Consider the following 15,690-nt stretch of genomic DNA (forward strand, 5'->3'; position numbering starts at 1 on the left):
TGTCCACCTAACGAATAAGCGGACACGTGAACACTATCGAATCGGAAGCACTCCCCGAGCGTCGTCGCCGGCAACGGTACAGCGAGGAGTTCAAGGCGCAGGTGGTAGCTGCGTGCCAGGGAATCGGCGTATCGGTTGCTGCGGTCGCGCTGGAACACCGGCTCAACGCGAATCTGCTGCGGCGCTGGATCGATCAGGCGGAGGGGCGACTTCCCAAGAGACCGCTGGGTCGTCCACCGGCCACGCCACCGTCGCTGCCAGCCTTTGTGTCGGTGCCATTGGGAGCGCCGAGTCCGCACTCGGCAGAGATCCGCATCGAGGTGCGCCGGGGCGATCAGTCGATCACGGTCAGTTGGCCCGTGTCCGAAGCCGCCCAGTGTGCCGCCTGGCTGCGCGAGTGGATGCGGTGATCCGCGTCGACGAGATCTGGCTGGCGACCGATCCGCTGGACATGCGTGCCGGTTTCGACACGGCCTTGGCGCGCGTGGTCAAGGTATTCGGTGCCGCGCACCCACACCATGCTTATCTGTTCGCCAATCGCCGCGCCAACCGCATGAAGGTCCTGATCCACGACGGGATCGGCATTTGGTTGGCAGCACGACGTCTGAATCAGGGGCAATTTGCCTGGCCGCACGCCGGCAGCGAACCGAAGCAGCATGAACTGACGCACGAACAACTGGCCGGCCTGGTGCTGGGCCTGCCGTGGCAACGCATTGGCGGAGTGGCGTGATCCGTGTCGTCTGAGTACGACGGAGGCGTAAACAGTTCAGCTTCCACCGCCTACAGCGTTCTGGCAGACTGGCCTGCATGAATCCCGCTGACCTCGACGCACTCACCCCGGAACAGTTGCGCGCCCTGACTGCGCAACTGATTGGAGAGGTCCAGTCGAAGGACCAGGCGATCCACGAGAAGGAGCGGGAAGCCAGTGAACGAGATCGGGAACTCCGCTACAAGCAGACCCGCATCGACCAGCTTACCCATGAGATCTCGATCCTCAAGCGCCAGCAGTTCGGCCGGCGCAGCGAACAACTCAACAGCGAGCAGATGAACCTGCTCGACGAGGCGATCGATGGCGACTTGGTTGCCATCGAGATGGAGCTTGAGCAACTCGAGCCTACGCGAGCTGAACGGCAACGCGAGCAGCCGAAACGGGCACCACTGCCGCCGCAACTGCCACGCACCGACGTCCATCACGAACCGGACAGCACAACGTGCCAGTGCGGTTGCGAACGCATACGGATCGGCGAGGACGTGAGCGAGAAGCTGGACTACACGCCGGGTGTGTTTACGGTGGAACGGCACATCCGCGGCAAGTGGGTGTGCAAAGCGTGCGAGACGCTGATCCAAGCGCCGGTTCCACCGCATGTGATCGACAAGGGCATGCCCACCGCCGGGTTGCTCGCGCAGGTGCTGGTCGCCAAGTACGGCGACCACCTGCCCCTGTATCGCCAGGAACAGATCTTTGGTCGTGCGGGACTGGCCATCCCGAGATCCACGCTGGGTGCCTGGGTGGGCCGGTGTGGCGTGCAGTTGCAGCCGTTGGTCGACGCACTCGGCCAGGCCATCCGGCAACAGGCGGTGTTGCACGCCGACGAGACGCCGGTGCAAATGCTCAGTCCCGGCAAGGGCAAAACGCACCGGGCATACCTGTGGGCGTATACGTCGACTCAGTTCAGCGAACTGCGCGCGGTGGTCTACGACTTCGCCGAGAGCCGCGCCGGTGCGCACGCTCGCACGTTCCTGACGGGCTGGCACGGCAAACTGGTATGCGACGATTACAGGGGGTACAAGGCCTCGTTCCAGCACGGCATCACCGAGATCGGATGCGCGGCCCATGCTCGACGCAAGTTCTTTGAATTGCATGCCAACCACAGCAGCCATGTTGCGGGGCAGGCCCTGCCGTTCTTTACCGCGCTCTACGACATCGAACGCGAGGCCGCAGCACTGGATGTCGACGAACGGCAGCGGCTTCGACAGCGTCGGGCCAAGCCGGTGTGCGACGCCCTCTATGAATGGTTGATGGCGCAGCGCAAACTCGTTGCGGACGGCTCGGCGATTGCGAAGGCGCTGGACTACAGCCTGAAACGATGGGACGCACTCACGCGCTATCTCGATGACGGCAATGTGCCGATCGACAACAACTGGGTCGAAAACCAGATCCGACCGTGGGCAGTCGGTCGGTCCAATTGGTTGTTCGCCGGATCACTGCGTGCGGGTCAGCGCGCGGCCGCCATCATGAGCTTGATTCGATCGGCGCAACTGAACGGGCTCGATCCGCTCGCCTATCTGAAGGACGTCCTCACACGCTTGCCGACCCACAAGGCCAACGACATCGACGCGCTACTGCCGCATCGTTGGCAACCTCTCTCGACTGCCGCCTAAACTCGCTCGTCAAGACGGGTTGGCTGGTCGCTTACCCTTATTCGGTACGGCCACGTAAAATTCGCGAATCTCCATCCCCGCATCCAGAACGATGAACGTCGCCACCCAGATAGCCCGGGCCGTTTGCCCTCACGATTGCCCGGACACATGCGCAATGCGCGTGACTGTCGAGAATGGCAAGGCGATCAAGGTCACCGGTGACCCGGACCATCCGCCCACGCAAGGTGTGTTGTGTACGAAAGTCAGCCGATACGCTGATCGCGTCCATCATCCGGATCGTCTCACCGTTCCGCTCAAGCGCGTCGGTGCGAAGGGGGAAGGGCGCTTCGTGCCGATCAGCTGGAGCGAAGCCTTCGACGAGATCGGTCGCCGCCTCGGAGAAATCGCCGCGCGCGCGCCGGAGGCGATCGTGCCGTACAGCTACGCGGGAACGATGGGGCTCGTGCAGGGCGAAGGCATCGCGCAGCGATTCTTCCACAAACTCGGCGCCTCCCGGCTCGAACGTACGATCTGTGCGGCGGCCGGTGCGGCGGGCCTGCGCTATACGTACGGTGGCAGCGTCGGCATGCATCTCGAGCACTTCGAGGAAAGCGAACTGATCCTGATCTGGGGCGCCAATCCGATCGCATCGAGCCTGCATTTCTGGACTCGGGCGCAGGAAGCCAAGCGTCGCGGCGCACGCCTGGTCGCGATCGACCCTTATCGTTCGCTGACGGCCGAAAAGTGCCATCAGCACATTGCGTTGAAACCGGGCACCGACGGAGCCTTCGCGCTCGGCATGATGCACGTGCTGATCACCGAAGATCTGCTCGATCACGACTACATCGCACAGCATACGCTTGGCTTCGATGCACTCAAGGCGCGAGCCTTGTCCTATCCGCCAGAGCGCGTCGCGCAGATCTGCGGCATCGATGCATCGGAACTCGTCGAACTCGCACGTCGTTACGGCGCGACCCGCAAGGCATCGATTCGCCTCAATTACGGCATGCAGCGCGTGCGCGGCGGCGGCAATGCCGTGCGCGCGATCGCGAGCCTGCCCGCGCTGACGGGCGCATGGCGCGATCGGGCGGGCGGGTTGCTGCTGTCGTCGTCGGAATCCGCGCCGGTCAACCAGGCAGCGCTGCTGCGCCCTGACCTGATGCCCGGATGGCCGCATAAACTGCCGCGCAGCATCAATATGAACGCGATCGGCGACGCGCTGCTGCATTCGGGCGACACAACGTTCGGCCCGAAGGTCGAGGCGGTGATCGTCTACAACTCGAATCCGGTGGCTGTCGCGCCGGACTCGTCGAAGGTTGCAGCGGGTTTCGCCCGTGAAGACCTGTTCACCGTTGTTCTCGAGCACTTCAGGACAGATACGGTCGATTTTGCCGACATTGTGTTGCCTGCCACGACGCAACTCGAACATCTCGATGTCCACAAATCGTACGGTCACACCTACGTGATGGCGAATCTGCCCGCAATTCCGCCGGTGGGCGACGCGCGGCCGAACACCGAGATCTTCCGAGGGATCGCGCGCAGCATGGGGCTCGACGAACCCGCGCTTTATCACAGCGACGAAGACGTCGCGCGCGCGGCACTTCGTTGGGATGACCCGGCGCTCGACAGCGACTGGGAAACACTCAAGCGCGCCGGATGGCTCAAGCTCCACGTGGCCGACGCGCCGTTTGCGAACGGCGGTTTCCGTACGCCGTCCGGCAAGTGCGAGTTCTACAGCGCACGGCTCGAGCAGATGGGCATGGATCCTGTGCCGGACTATCTGCCACCCTTCGAATCGGAGGAAGCGGCGCCCGAACTCGCCGCCCGCTATCCGCTCGCGATGATTTCGCCGCCCGCCCGGCACTTCCTGAACAGCACGTTCGTGAACGTGGACAGCCTGCGCAACACGGAAGGCCAGCCGTATCTCGATATCCATCCGACCGACGCCGACGCGCGAGACATCGGCGACGGCGACGTCGTTCGCGTCTTCAACGACCGCGGATCGATGCAGGCGCTCGCGCGTGTGACCGATCGCGCGCGTGCCGGACTCGTCGTCGGGTTGTCGATATGGTGGAAGAAGCTCTCGCCAGACGGCCGGAACGCAAATGAAGTGACGAGTCAGGCCCTGACCGATCTCGGCAATTCGGCGACGTTTTACGATTGCCTTGTGGAAGTAGAGCGGATTTGACAGAATTTATGAGTATGATCAGACGAATTCGTCTGAAAGTTCGAAGTGGGCATCTAACCCTGTTGTCTCGGGACGGGCGAGCCGCTACGATGCGTTTTAGCACGACCATTCGAAAATCTGTGAGGAGACGCGCGGCATGGACAAAATTTGGCTGAAATCGTACCCACCCGGCGTTCCAGCCGAAATTGACGCGTCCCCGTATCCATCGATTCCGGATCTCCTCGACGAAAGCTTCCGGCAGTATCGCGACCGCAAGGCGTTCGTCTGCATGGGCAAGAGCATCACGTACGGCGAGCTCGATGCGCTGTCGCGCCAGTTCGGCGCGTGGCTGCAGTCGCGCGGTCTGAAGCGTGGTGCGCGCGTCGCGCTCATGATGCCGAATGTGCTGCAGTATCCGGTGGCGATCGTCGCGGTGCTTCGCGCGGGCTACACTGTCGTCAACGTCAATCCGCTCTATACGCCGCGCGAGCTCGAGCACCAGTTGAAGGACAGCGGGGCGGAAGCGATCGTCATTCTCGAGAACTTCGCGTCGACGCTTCAGGCCGTCATCGCTAATACCGCGGTCAAGCATGTCGTGGTCGCGTCGATGGGCGATCTGTTGGGCATCAAGGGCTGGCTTGTCAACTACGTCGTGCGCAACGTGAAGAAGATGGTGCCGGCCTGGCAGCTTCCGTCGTTTACGCGCTTCAAGGCCGCGCTGTCGGAAGGCGCGCGGCAGACGTTCAAGCCGGAAAAACTCGGCCCCGACGACGTCGCGTTCCTGCAATACACGGGCGGTACCACAGGTGTCGCGAAGGGCGCGACGCTGCTGCACCGGAACATCGTGTCGAACGTGCTGCAAGCCGGCGCGTGGCACCATCCGGCACACGAGAAGCATCCCGACGTAAAGCAGTTCGTGACGGTCGTCGCGCTGCCGCTTTACCACGTGTTCGCATTGACCGTCTGCGGCTTCCTGACGATGCGCACGGGCGGGATGGGGATCCTGATCCCGAATCCGCGCGACATCGGCGGCATGATCAAGGAGTTGAAGGGGTACCAGATTTCGACGATTCCGGCCGTCAACACGCTGTACAACGCACTGCTGAATCATCCCGAATTCAGTCAGCTCGACCTGTCGAAGCTCGTGATCGCCAACGGTGGCGGCATGGCGATCCAGGAAGGCGTCGCGAAGCGCTGGTACGAGAGGACCCATACCGCGATCGTCGAAGGGTACGGTTTGTCGGAAACGTCGCCGGTGGCGACCTGCAACCCCGTGACGGCGACCGAGTACAGCGGGACGATCGGGCTGCCGCTGCCGTCGACCGAGGTCGCGATTCGCGACGACGCGGGTAATGATGTCGCGCTCGGCGAGCCCGGCGAGATTTGCATCCGCGGGCCGCAGGTCATGGCTGGCTACTGGAATCGTCCGGACGAAACCGCGAAGGTCATGTTCCCGGACGGTTTCTTCAAGACGGGCGATGTCGGCGTGATGGACGCTCGCGGTTACGTGAAGATCGTCGACCGGAAGAAGGACATGATCCTCGTGTCCGGCTTCAACGTGTATCCGAACGAGGTCGAGGATGTGGTGGCGTCGCACCCGGGCGTATTCGAGGTGGCGGCCGTCGGCGTGCCGGACGAGCATTCGGGCGAAGCGGTGAAGCTGTTCGTCGTAAAGAAGGACCCGGCACTCACCGACAAGGACATCCTCGCTTACTGCAAGGAGCGGCTCACCGGCTACAAGCGTCCGAAACTCGTCGAGTTCCGCACCGAGTTGCCGAAGACGAACGTCGGCAAGATTCTGCGGCGCGAATTGCGCGACGGCCGCGCGTAACACCGAAGTCGAGCGAACGAGCCCGGCATGTGCCGGGCTTTTTCCTTTATGGCGGGCGAGCGACAGATGTCGTTGCCGCCGTCACCTGATGCGACCTGAGCGCCCTGCGTCGGACATGCTCCGACGGCGCTGACGGAACGCACTCCGCCGGAGGGGGCGGCCGCTTCGCCGTCGACGCCGCAGTGCTTCGACGCGTGCGCGGTGCGCAGGTGCAGACGAAGTCGGGCGGACACGCCAAGCGATCGGCGGAGGAGTGCCGCGAGGCGCCACCCCAAGCACTGTTTCAGAACTTTCGGACCGCAAAAGAAAAAGGCGCCCGAAGGCGCCTTCAAGATGCTGCGGCTTGTCAGGCAAGCTGATTAGAACTTGTGACGGATGCCGACGCGAGCTGCGACCTGATTGCTGGTGGTCGACGGATCGAGACCGTTGATCGCTGCCTTCGCCTGAATGACGTTGCCCTCTGCGTCGAGCGTATTGCCGGATGCATGCTGGTACACGCCGATCACGTAGACGTCCGTGCGCTTCGACAGGAAGTAGTCGACGCCCAGCGAGCCCTGGTGATACTTGGCTGCGGAGTTGCCGTCGATCTTGCTGCCTTGCGTGTAGTCGTACGCTGCGCCGAGGATCAACGCCGGGGTCAACTGATACTTGAAGTTGATTTCGCCGTTGTTGAACGTCGCGGTCTGGTTCACGAACGGACCGGCCGAGAAGCCCTTGAACTTCGTGTTCGAGTACGTCGCACCGATCGTCGCTGCGCCGAACGTGTATGCGCCGCCCGCACCGATGACCTGGTACGTGTTGGCACTGTTCGCATAGGTGCCGTAGACCGGCGACGTCACGGCCGTCGTCGCAGCCGACGCACCGGTGTTGAACATGCCGCCGAAGTTGGCCGGCGTGCGTGCGTTCAAGTAGCCGACGCCCAGGACCAGCGGGCCGTTGTTGTAGCCGGCGCCGAGCGACCAGACCTGGTTCTTCGAGAACTGACCGGCTTGACCGCCGAAGCTGTACATGCCGCCGAACGACACGCCGCCGTAGTTCTGGCTCGTGAACTTGACCGCGTTGTTCACGCGATAAGCGTTGTTGAAGTTATCGAGGTCGCCGGGGTGAGCAGCGATATAGCCGCCCCACTGGTCGCCTGCCTCGAGCGGGCCGACGAAGTCGACGACTGAGTCGTACTGGCGACCCAGCGTGACCGTACCGATTTGGCTCGACAGGCCGACGTAAGCCTGACGGCCGAACATCAGGCTGCCCTGGCCGAGCTTGCCGGAGTTGACGTCGAAACCGTTCTCGAGCACGAAGATCGCCTTCAGGCCGCTGCCCAGATCTTCGGTGCCGCGCAGACCGAAGCGGCTGCCTTGCAGCACGCCGCTTGCCAGACCGTACAGGTGACCGCCCTTGGCGTTGTTGTTGAAGATGAGGCCTTCATCGATGATGCCGTAAAGCGTCACGCTGCTTTGCGCATGGGCTGCGCCAGCAAACGCGCCCAGCGCGACGAGCGCGAGAAGCGACTTTTTCATTAACGGATCTCCAAGAATCACTGAATTTTTTTTGACGGGGCAGATAGTTATGTTGTGTCGACAAGCCCCATCAACTTCACAAGAAGTCGCTCGTAATGTAGCAAAACCGTTTTTTGCCACAAAGCGAAATGCCGCACCTCAAGGTCGCCATGTTTCCTTTATGCAACAATGGTTAAAATCACGGGTTAACCGCAATTTCCGCTGAATAATCAAGTCGGTTACGCAGCGGAACACGTGTCCTTGCCGCCCGCGGCAGCACACGCAGCCAGGAGAACAGGATGGTATTGGATGAACTGATCAACGAATTCGATCGCGGCCTGCGATCGCTGACCGGCGTGAGCCGGATGAGCCGCGCGGTACCCGTGCCGGCGGAGCCGCCGGCCGGCGAACTCACGCCCGCGGAGCGCAAGCATGCTGCCGGACTCATGCGCGTGAATCATGTCGGCGAAGTGTGTGCGCAGGCGCTCTACCAGGCGCAGAAGCTGACCGCGCGCTCGTCGTCGTCGAAGGCAATGTTCGAGGAAGCCGCTTGCGAGGAGGAGGACCATCTCGCATGGACCGCGCATCGGCTGAAGGAACTCGATTCGCGCCCGAGCTTGCTCAACCCGCTGTGGTACGTCGGCGCGCTCGCGATCGGCGTGGCAGCCGGTACGCTGGGCGACAAGGTCAGTCTCGGCTTCATGGCGGAGACCGAGCGCCAGGTCGAGAGCCACCTCGACTCTCACTTGTCCGAACTGCCGGCGACCGACACGGCGTCGCGCGCGATCGTCGAGCAGATGCGTGCCGACGAGGTGAAACACGGCAAGGCCGCGACCGACGCCGGCGGAATCGAACTGCCGCTGCCCGCGCGCATGCTGATGCGCGCCGCGTCGAAAGTCATGACGAGCACTGCGTACTATCTCTGAGATTTGGGTCGGGCGGCGCACGACGCCGTCCCGGTCCGTTTTCCTCGATACCGCCCGTTTTTTCCGCGTTTTCCCGCCCCCGAAAGCCCCGTCCGAACGCCAGTCTGGCCCGCCTTTCTCACGTATCACCTTCACAAGTTGCACTAGCTCATTCATTTATAACGGTTTTTGGAATGAGGGGCCGCATGAGCATGTTCGCGTAAGTCCTTGTTCTAACTAACAAAATTCGTCAAAAAACCAGACCGCTCCCTTGACCGTGCCAAACCCTTCCTCTAAAGTGGGAGACAGTGTGAGAAAGTGTATTTTTGTGTGATTTGGCGGGCTATTCCGGCTAAATTCTGAGCGTTGAGCGGGCGCTTCGGTGCCCTGAACGGGAGAGCGGAAAGTGTTCCAAGGGGCGTCGGCGCTGACGCTCGATGCGAAAGGGCGGATGTCGGTGCCGGCTCGCTATCGCGAAGCGCTGCAAGGACAGGCAGAAGGACGGGTGACTGTGACCAAGCACCCGGACGGCTGCCTGTTGCTGTTTCCGCGCCCTGAATGGGAAGTGTTCCGCGCCAAGATCGCCGCGCTGCCGATGGACGCACATTGGTGGCGGCGGATTTTTCTCGGTAATGCGATGGATGTCGATCTCGACAGCGCGGGCCGGATTCTTGTATCGCCCGAGCTGCGAATGGCAGCCGGACTGGAAAAGGAAGTCATGTTGTTGGGAATGGGTAGTCACTTCGAGCTGTGGGATTCGCAGACCTACATCGCGAAGGAGCAGGCAGCGATGGCGCAGGGCATGCCCGACGCGCTGAAGAATTTCACGTTCTGATTGCGGTGACGGAGACGCCCGCGATGGGAAACGAATTGCAGCATCGGACCGTGTTGCTGGACGAAGCGGTCGAGTCGCTCGTGACGCGACCGGACGGCATTTATGTCGACGGCACGTTCGGGCGGGGCGGTCATAGCCGCGCGGTACTCGCGCGGCTCGCGCCCGCCGGGCGGCTGATCGCGTTCGACAAGGATCCGAGGGCGATCGAGACGGCGCAGCGCATCGAGGATGCGCGCTTCTCGATCGTGCATGACAGCTTTGCATCGATGCGCGACGCGCTTGCGGCGCGCGGCGTCGAGAAAGTATCGGGTGTGTTGCTGGACCTGGGCGTGTCCTCGCCGCAGGTGGACGATCCCGCGCGCGGCTTCAGCTTTCGCGCCGATGGTCCGCTGGACATGCGAATGGATCCGACGCGCGGCGAGTCGGCCGCTGAATGGCTCGCACGGGCATCGGTGCAGGAACTGACGGAGGTGATACGGGATTATGGGGAAGAACGGTTTGCTTTTCAGATTGCAAAGGCGCTTGTTGCTCGCCGGGCAGAGTCCGACCGTCTTGGGCCTCTCGACACCACGGGCGAGCTTGCCCAAATCGTGGGTCACGTCGTCAAAACCCGTGAGAAGGGCAAGGATCCGGCAACCCGCACCTTTCAGGCTATACGGATTCACGTCAATCAAGAGCTTGCGGACCTGCAAGTCGTACTAGACGCGGCATTGTCGTTGCTGGAGCAAGGGGGGCGGCTGGTGGTCATCAGCTTTCATTCACTCGAGGACCGGATCGTCAAGCGATTCATGCAGGCGCACGCCAGTGCGCCTGCGGTCGATCGTCGTCTGCCGATCCGTGCCGTCGATCTCCCGAGCCCGCCGCTCAAGATAATCAGCCGTCAGTTTCCGAGCGAAGCGGAAGTCGTCGCGAATCCGCGCGCCCGGTCGGCCGTGATGCGCATCGCGGAGCGCGTCACGCCATGAGCCGCTTCAATATCTTCCTGTTGATCATCGTGATGGGGTGCGCACTGTCGGTCGTCAACTCGACGAATCAGCAGCGCCAGTTCTTCATCCAGCTGCAGCGCGCGCAGTCGCAGGAGCGTCAGCTTCAGCAGGACTATGCGCAGCTTCAGTATCAGCAGAGCGCGCTGTCGAAGACCTCGCGCATCGAGCAACTCGCGAACGATTCGCTGAAGATGCAGCCGATCACGACGGGCCGCACCCAATACCTGACGCTGCCGCCGGGCGCCGTGAAGGCGATCGACGCGCCGATTCCCGCTTCGGCCGATGCGGCCACCAAGGGCAAGGGAGGCGTGCGATGAAACCGTCGCAAAAGCGCCAGGACGTGAAATTTTCGTCGAGCCCGGTGCTCGGCGTGCACCTGCCGATGTGGCGCTCGAAGCTCGTCGTGTTCATGCTGTTCATGGCGTTCGTCGCGCTGGCCGCGCGGGCGTTCTGGATTCAGGGGCCGGGCAACGCGTTCTATCAGAAGCAGGGCGAAAGCCGCTACCAGCGGACGCTCGAGCTGCCGGCCACGCGCGGCAAGATTCTCGACCGTAACGGGCTCGTGCTCGCGACGAGCCTGCCCGTGCGCGCGATCTGGGCAATTCCCGACGCGGTGCCGGACGATCTCGACGCGGACAAGATCAACCAGCTCGGCAAGCTCCTCGGCATGACGCCGAAGGAACTGCGCGTGAAGCTGTCGGAAGACAAGGGTTTCGTCTACGTAAAGCGCCAGGTGTCGATCGACGTCGCGGACAAAGTCGCGGCACTCGATATCCCGGGCATCTACCAGCGCAACGAATACAAGCGCTTCTATCCGGAAGGCGAGATCACCGCCCACCTGATCGGCTTCACGAACGTCGAGGACGAAGGGCAGGAGGGCGTCGAACTGGGCGACCAGAAGATGCTGTCCGGCACGTCGGGCGTGCGCCGCGTGATCAAGGACCGGATGGGGCACATCGTCGAGGACGTCGCCGAACAGATTCCGCCGCACAACGGGACGGACGTCGACCTGTCGATCGACAGCAAGATCCAGTACATCGCGTACGCGAACCTGAAGGCCGCCGTCGAGAAGTTCAAGGCGAAGGCCGGCGCGGCGATGGTCGTCGACGTGCGTACCGGCGAGGTGCTCGCGCTGGTCAACTATCCGACCTACAACCCGAACGACCGCTCGCACCTGACGGGCGAGCAGTTGCGCAACCGGATCCTTACCGACGTGTTCGAGCCGGGCTCGATCATGAAGCCGTTCACGGTATCGCTCGCGCTCGACCTGCATCGCGTGACGCCGAACACGCTCGTCGAAACGGGCAACGGGCACTTCGTGCTCGACGGCGCGCCGATCAGCGACGATGCGGGCTTCGGCACGCTGACGGTCGGTGGCGTGATCCAGAAGTCGAGCAACATCGGCGCGACCAAGATCGCGATGACGATGCGGCCCGAGGAAATGTGGGATATGTATACCAGCATCGGTCTCGGCCAGGCGCCGAAAGTCGGTTTCCCGGGCGCCGCGGCCGGCCGCCTGCGCCCGTGGAAGAGCTGGCGCCGTATCGAGCAGGCGACGATGTCGTACGGCTATGGCCTGTCGGTGTCGCTGTTCCAGCTGGCGCGTGCATATACCGCGATCGCGCACGACGGCGAGCTGATGCCGGTGACCATTTTCAAGACCGACCCCAACCAGAAGATCACCGGCACGCAGGTGTTCTCGGCGAACACCGCGCGTGAAGTGCGCGCGATGCTCGAGACCGTGGTCGCGCCGGGCGGTACGTCGCCGGACGCCGCCGTGCCCGGCTATCGCGTCGGCGGCAAGAGCGGTACCGCGTACAAGCACGAAGGTCACGGCTACACGCGCAAGTACCGTGCGTCGTTCGTCGGGATGGCGCCGATGCCGAATCCGCGTATCGTGGTCGCGGTGTCGGTCGACGAACCGACCGCCGGCAGCCACTTCGGCGGCCAGGTGTCGGGCCCCGTATTCTCGGCGATCGCGGGCGATACGCTGCGCGCACTGAACGTGCCGCCGAACATGCCGATCAAGCAGCTGGTCGTTTCCGACGACACGCCGGGCGCGCCCGCCGACAAGCCCGGTCCGCAGAAGCTGGCGGCAGGTGGCACCGCGAAGCATATGATCGTATCCAGCACGACGCGTAATTCACCAGGAGTTGTTCGATGAGCGCCGCTCGCAGTTCCCATCCGGCGCATCAGCAGATCGCAGCCGCGCTCGCGTGGCTGCGTCAGCATGTGGCCCCCGCGGCGCAACTGCATGCCGACACGCGCAGTCTGCAGGCCGGCGACGTGTTTCTCGGCTATGCGGTCGACGGGGCAGACAATCGCGCTTTCATTTCCGACGCCGTGGCCCGTGGTGCGGCCGCCGTGCTGTATCAGCCGGACGGTCTCGCAGCGGCACCGGCCGCGCCCGTTGCGCTCGCGGTGCCGGCGCTCGACGAGCTTGCCGGGGAGATCGCCAGCGGCTGGTATGGCGATCCGAGCGACAGCCTGCTCGCCGTCGGCGTGACCGGCACGAACGGCAAGACGTCGTGCACGCAATGGATTGCCGCAGCGCTGACGGCGCTGCATCAGCCGTGCGCGCTGATCGGCACCCTCGGAACCGGCATGCCGGGCCAGCTCGTGCCGACGGGCTTCACGACGCCGGACGCCCCACAGCTGCAGCGCAGCCTCGCGCAACTGCGCGACGCGGGCGCGAAGGCCGTCGCGATGGAAGTGTCGTCGCACGCGCTGCATCAGGGGCGCGTGAACGGCACGGCATTCGACATCGCCGTATTCACGAACCTGACCCAGGATCACCTCGACTATCACGGCACGTTCGACGCGTACGAAGCCGCGAAGGCGAAACTGTTCGCGTGGCGTGGGTTGCGCGCGGCGGTCGTCAACCGCGACGACGCAGCCGGCCGCCGCCTGCTCGAGAAGCTGGCCGGCCGCGTGCGCACGATCGCATACGGAATCGGCGACGCGCAGGCGCCTGACGCGGATCGCGAACTGATCGCGCTCGACGTGCGCGCGACCGCCACGGGCACCGCATTTCACCTGCGCTCGTCGTGGGGCGACACGGACGTCGAAGTCGGCACGCTCGGCACGTTCAACGTCAGCAACCTCCTCGCGGTGCTCGGCTCGCTGCTCGCGGCCGACGTGCCGTTCGACGCGGCGGTGGCCGAGATTGCACGGCTCGAGCCTGTCAACGGCCGGATGCAGCGTCTTGGCGGCCGCCTGCAGAACGACGAACCGCTGGTCGTGATCGACTACGCGCATACGCCCGACGCGCTGGAGAAGACGCTCGACGCGCTGCGCCCGATCGCCACGGCGCGCGGCGGCCGGCTCGTCTGCATGTTCGGCTGCGGCGGCGATCGCGATGCGACGAAGCGCCCGCTGATGGGCGCGATCGCCGAGCGGCTCGCCGACGAAATCGTCGTCACGAGCGACAACCCGCGCAGCGAGGATCCGCAGCGCATCATCGACCAGGTCATCGCGGGCATGGCCGCGCCCGACCACGCACGCCGCATCGAGGATCGCGCGAGCGCGATCCTGCAGGCCGTGCGCGGAGCCGCCCGCGAGGATGTCGTTGTGCTGGCCGGCAAGGGCCATGAGGCGACGCAGGAAATCATGGGCAAGAAACGCACGTTCTCCGATCAGGATCACGCGCGGCTCGCACTCGCGGCCCGCGCGACGCACGGCAAGGGAGGCGGCGAATGACGATGCTCAGTCTCGGCGAAGCCGCCCGCCTGATCCCGGGCGCCACCCTTCGCGGCGATCCGGCCACGACGTTCGAGCGCGTCTCGACGGATAGCCGCACGGTCGGCCCGGGCGACCTGTTCGTCGCGCTGAAAGGCGAGCGCTTTGATGCGCACGACTTCCTCTGCGACGTGGCCGCGCGCGGCGCGGCTGCAGCGCTCGTCGCGCATGCGCCGGAGGGCCTCGCGATGCCGGTCATCGAAGGCGGCGAAACGCGTGCCGCGCTCGGCGCGCTCGCGCACGGCTGGCGCAAGCAGTTCGCCGTGCCGCTCGTCGCTGTGACGGGCAGCAACGGCAAGACGACCGTGAAGGAAATGATCGCGTCGATCTTCGCTGCGGCAGTCGGCGCCGACGCAAGACTCGCGACGGCCGGCAACCTGAACAACGACATCGGCGTGCCACTGACGCTGCTGCGCCTGTCGGCCGCGCATCGCATCGCAGTGATCGAGCTCGGGATGAACCATCCGGGCGAGACCGAAATCCTCGCGCGCATCGCGGCGCCGACCGTTGCGCTCGTCAACAACGCGCAGCGCGAGCATCAGGAGTTCATGGCAACGGTCGAAGCCGTCGCGCTCGAACATGCGGCGGTGATTCACGCGCTGACACCGGACGGCGTCGCGGTGTTTCCGGCGGACGATGCGTACGCTGGCATCTGGCGTGTCGCGGCGACCGGCAACCGGATTCTCGATTTCGCACTGCACGAAGCCGATCGGCAGGTCGACGCGCAGGTCACGGGCCGTCTGCAGGGCGGCGAGCTTGCGATCGACACGCCGTCGGGCAGGTTGACGTTGCGGCTGCGCGCGCTCGGCGAGCACAACGCTCGCAACGCGCTGGCGGCTACGGCCGCGGCGCTCGGAGCCGGGATCGGGCTGGCGGCGATCAAGCAGGGGCTCGAATCGTTCGAGCCGGTGAAGGGCCGCTTGCAGGTCCGGAAGGCGAGCGTTGGCAGTCTCGCAGGCGCGACGATCGTTGACGACACCTACAACGCGAACCCCGACTCGATGCGCGCGGCGATCGACGTGCTGGCTGCGCAACCGGCGCCGCGCGTGCTGGTGATCGGCGACATGGGTGAAGTCGGCGACGAAGGGCCGGCATTTCACCGCGAGATCGGCGCATATGCGCGTGAGCGCGGAATCGATGCGCTGTTCGCGCTCGGCGACGCATCGCGTGATGCCTGTACCGCATACGGCGACACGGCTCGCCATTTCGGCGACGTCGGCACGCTGGTCGACGCGCTGCTCGGCGCGGGCTACGGCGCGCAAGCGACGGTGCTCGTGAAGGGCTCGCGGTACATGAAGATGGAGCGCGTGGTCGACGCGCTGACGAACCAACCCGCGACGGGCACGGCGCCCGCCGCACACTGAGTAGAAG

General features: G+C 64.3%; 13 protein-coding genes. 12 read left to right on the forward strand and 1 reads right to left on the reverse strand.

The window, feature by feature from the left end; all coding sequences use genetic code 11:
- Positions 1 to 26: 26 nt before the first annotated feature.
- The 5 genes from tnpA to J7024_RS22710 all read left to right on the forward strand — a co-directional run bounded on the left by tnpA (position 27) and on the right by J7024_RS22710 (position 6,359).
- On the forward strand, positions 27 to 410 hold the full coding sequence (tnpA, locus tag J7024_RS22690; protein ID WP_152778060.1) for an IS66-like element accessory protein TnpA: 384 nt from the start codon (positions 27 to 29) through the stop codon (positions 408 to 410).
- Positions 398 to 730 (forward strand): IS66 family insertion sequence element accessory protein TnpB, encoded by a 333-nt coding sequence (gene tnpB / locus J7024_RS22695; protein ID WP_175752225.1) that lies wholly within the window; start codon positions 398 to 400, stop codon positions 728 to 730. The genes tnpA and tnpB overlap by 13 nt, the downstream gene beginning before the upstream one ends.
- Before the next feature lie 77 nt (positions 731 to 807).
- Positions 808 to 2,382 carry an IS66 family transposase gene (gene tnpC, locus J7024_RS22700; protein WP_175752227.1) on the forward strand — a complete coding sequence of 525 codons (1,575 nt, stop codon included), beginning with the start codon at positions 808 to 810 and terminating at the stop codon, positions 2,380 to 2,382.
- 91 nt (positions 2,383 to 2,473) lie between these two features.
- Positions 2,474 to 4,549: a molybdopterin-containing oxidoreductase family protein gene (locus J7024_RS22705; protein WP_124831014.1), complete on the forward strand. Its 2,076-nt coding sequence runs from the start codon at positions 2,474 to 2,476 to the stop codon at positions 4,547 to 4,549.
- 136 nt (positions 4,550 to 4,685) lie between these two features.
- Entirely contained in the window at positions 4,686 to 6,359 is a 1,674-nt protein-coding gene (locus tag J7024_RS22710; RefSeq protein ID WP_124831015.1) for a long-chain fatty acid--CoA ligase, read from the forward strand.
- Positions 6,360 to 6,718: 359 nt separating this feature from the next.
- On the opposite strand, the gene J7024_RS22715 is transcribed toward J7024_RS22710, so the two are convergent.
- Positions 6,719 to 7,876, reverse strand: coding sequence for a porin (locus J7024_RS22715; protein ID WP_124827240.1), 1,158 nt, complete (start codon positions 7,874 to 7,876; stop codon positions 6,719 to 6,721).
- 278 nt (positions 7,877 to 8,154) lie between these two features.
- Here J7024_RS22715 and coq7 point away from each other — a divergent pair, with 278 nt between their 5' ends.
- The 7 genes from coq7 (at position 8,155) to J7024_RS22750 (ending at position 15,683) form a co-directional block, all read left to right on the forward strand.
- The gene (coq7, locus tag J7024_RS22720) at positions 8,155 to 8,781 is read left to right on the forward strand and encodes a 2-polyprenyl-3-methyl-6-methoxy-1,4-benzoquinone monooxygenase (RefSeq protein ID WP_124827239.1); all 627 of its coding nucleotides are present in this window, start codon (positions 8,155 to 8,157) and stop codon (positions 8,779 to 8,781) included.
- Positions 8,782 to 9,166: 385 nt separating this feature from the next.
- Positions 9,167 to 9,595 carry a division/cell wall cluster transcriptional repressor MraZ gene (gene mraZ / locus J7024_RS22725; RefSeq protein WP_006400450.1) on the forward strand — a complete coding sequence of 143 codons (429 nt, stop codon included), beginning with the start codon at positions 9,167 to 9,169 and terminating at the stop codon, positions 9,593 to 9,595.
- A gap of 23 nt (positions 9,596 to 9,618) precedes the next feature.
- Positions 9,619 to 10,560, forward strand: a complete 942-nt coding sequence (gene rsmH / locus J7024_RS22730; protein ID WP_124827238.1) for a 16S rRNA (cytosine(1402)-N(4))-methyltransferase RsmH — start codon at positions 9,619 to 9,621, stop codon at positions 10,558 to 10,560.
- On the forward strand, positions 10,557 to 10,898 hold the full coding sequence (gene ftsL, locus J7024_RS22735) for a cell division protein FtsL (RefSeq protein ID WP_124827237.1): 342 nt from the start codon (positions 10,557 to 10,559) through the stop codon (positions 10,896 to 10,898). Before rsmH ends, ftsL begins: the two co-directional genes overlap by 4 nt.
- The gene (locus J7024_RS22740) at positions 10,895 to 12,745 is read left to right on the forward strand and encodes a peptidoglycan D,D-transpeptidase FtsI family protein (protein ID WP_124827236.1); all 1,851 of its coding nucleotides are present in this window, start codon (positions 10,895 to 10,897) and stop codon (positions 12,743 to 12,745) included. Before ftsL ends, J7024_RS22740 begins: the two co-directional genes overlap by 4 nt.
- Positions 12,742 to 14,280 (forward strand): UDP-N-acetylmuramoyl-L-alanyl-D-glutamate--2,6-diaminopimelate ligase, encoded by a 1,539-nt coding sequence (locus tag J7024_RS22745; RefSeq protein WP_124827235.1) that lies wholly within the window; start codon positions 12,742 to 12,744, stop codon positions 14,278 to 14,280. Before J7024_RS22740 ends, J7024_RS22745 begins: the two co-directional genes overlap by 4 nt.
- Entirely contained in the window at positions 14,277 to 15,683 is a 1,407-nt protein-coding gene (locus J7024_RS22750; RefSeq protein WP_124827234.1) for a UDP-N-acetylmuramoyl-tripeptide--D-alanyl-D-alanine ligase, read from the forward strand. Before J7024_RS22745 ends, J7024_RS22750 begins: the two co-directional genes overlap by 4 nt.
- Positions 15,684 to 15,690 lie beyond the last annotated feature (7 nt).

This window comes from Burkholderia sp. WTPI3 (genome assembly GCF_021483755.1).
Taxonomy (GTDB): domain Bacteria; phylum Pseudomonadota; class Gammaproteobacteria; order Burkholderiales; family Burkholderiaceae; genus Burkholderia.

What these genes read in the sequence shown, in the direction of transcription:
- tnpC (WP_175752227.1), top strand. Translation starts at nt 808, where the DNA reads ATGAATCCCGCTGACCTCGACGCACTCACCCCGGAACAGTTGCGCGCC.
- J7024_RS22705 (WP_124831014.1), top strand. Translation starts at nt 2,474, where the DNA reads ATGAACGTCGCCACCCAGATAGCCCGGGCCGTTTGCCCTCACGATTGC.
- J7024_RS22710 (WP_124831015.1), top strand. Translation starts at nt 4,686, where the DNA reads ATGGACAAAATTTGGCTGAAATCGTACCCACCCGGCGTTCCAGCCGAA.
- J7024_RS22715 (WP_124827240.1), bottom strand. Translation starts at nt 7,876, where the DNA reads ATGAAAAAGTCGCTTCTCGCGCTCGTCGCGCTGGGCGCGTTTGCTGGC.
- coq7 (WP_124827239.1), top strand. Translation starts at nt 8,155, where the DNA reads ATGGTATTGGATGAACTGATCAACGAATTCGATCGCGGCCTGCGATCG.
- rsmH (WP_124827238.1), top strand. Translation starts at nt 9,619, where the DNA reads ATGGGAAACGAATTGCAGCATCGGACCGTGTTGCTGGACGAAGCGGTC.
- ftsL (WP_124827237.1), top strand. Translation starts at nt 10,557, where the DNA reads ATGAGCCGCTTCAATATCTTCCTGTTGATCATCGTGATGGGGTGCGCA.
- J7024_RS22740 (WP_124827236.1), top strand. Translation starts at nt 10,895, where the DNA reads ATGAAACCGTCGCAAAAGCGCCAGGACGTGAAATTTTCGTCGAGCCCG.
- J7024_RS22745 (WP_124827235.1), top strand. Translation starts at nt 12,742, where the DNA reads ATGAGCGCCGCTCGCAGTTCCCATCCGGCGCATCAGCAGATCGCAGCC.
- J7024_RS22750 (WP_124827234.1), top strand. Translation starts at nt 14,277, where the DNA reads ATGACGATGCTCAGTCTCGGCGAAGCCGCCCGCCTGATCCCGGGCGCC.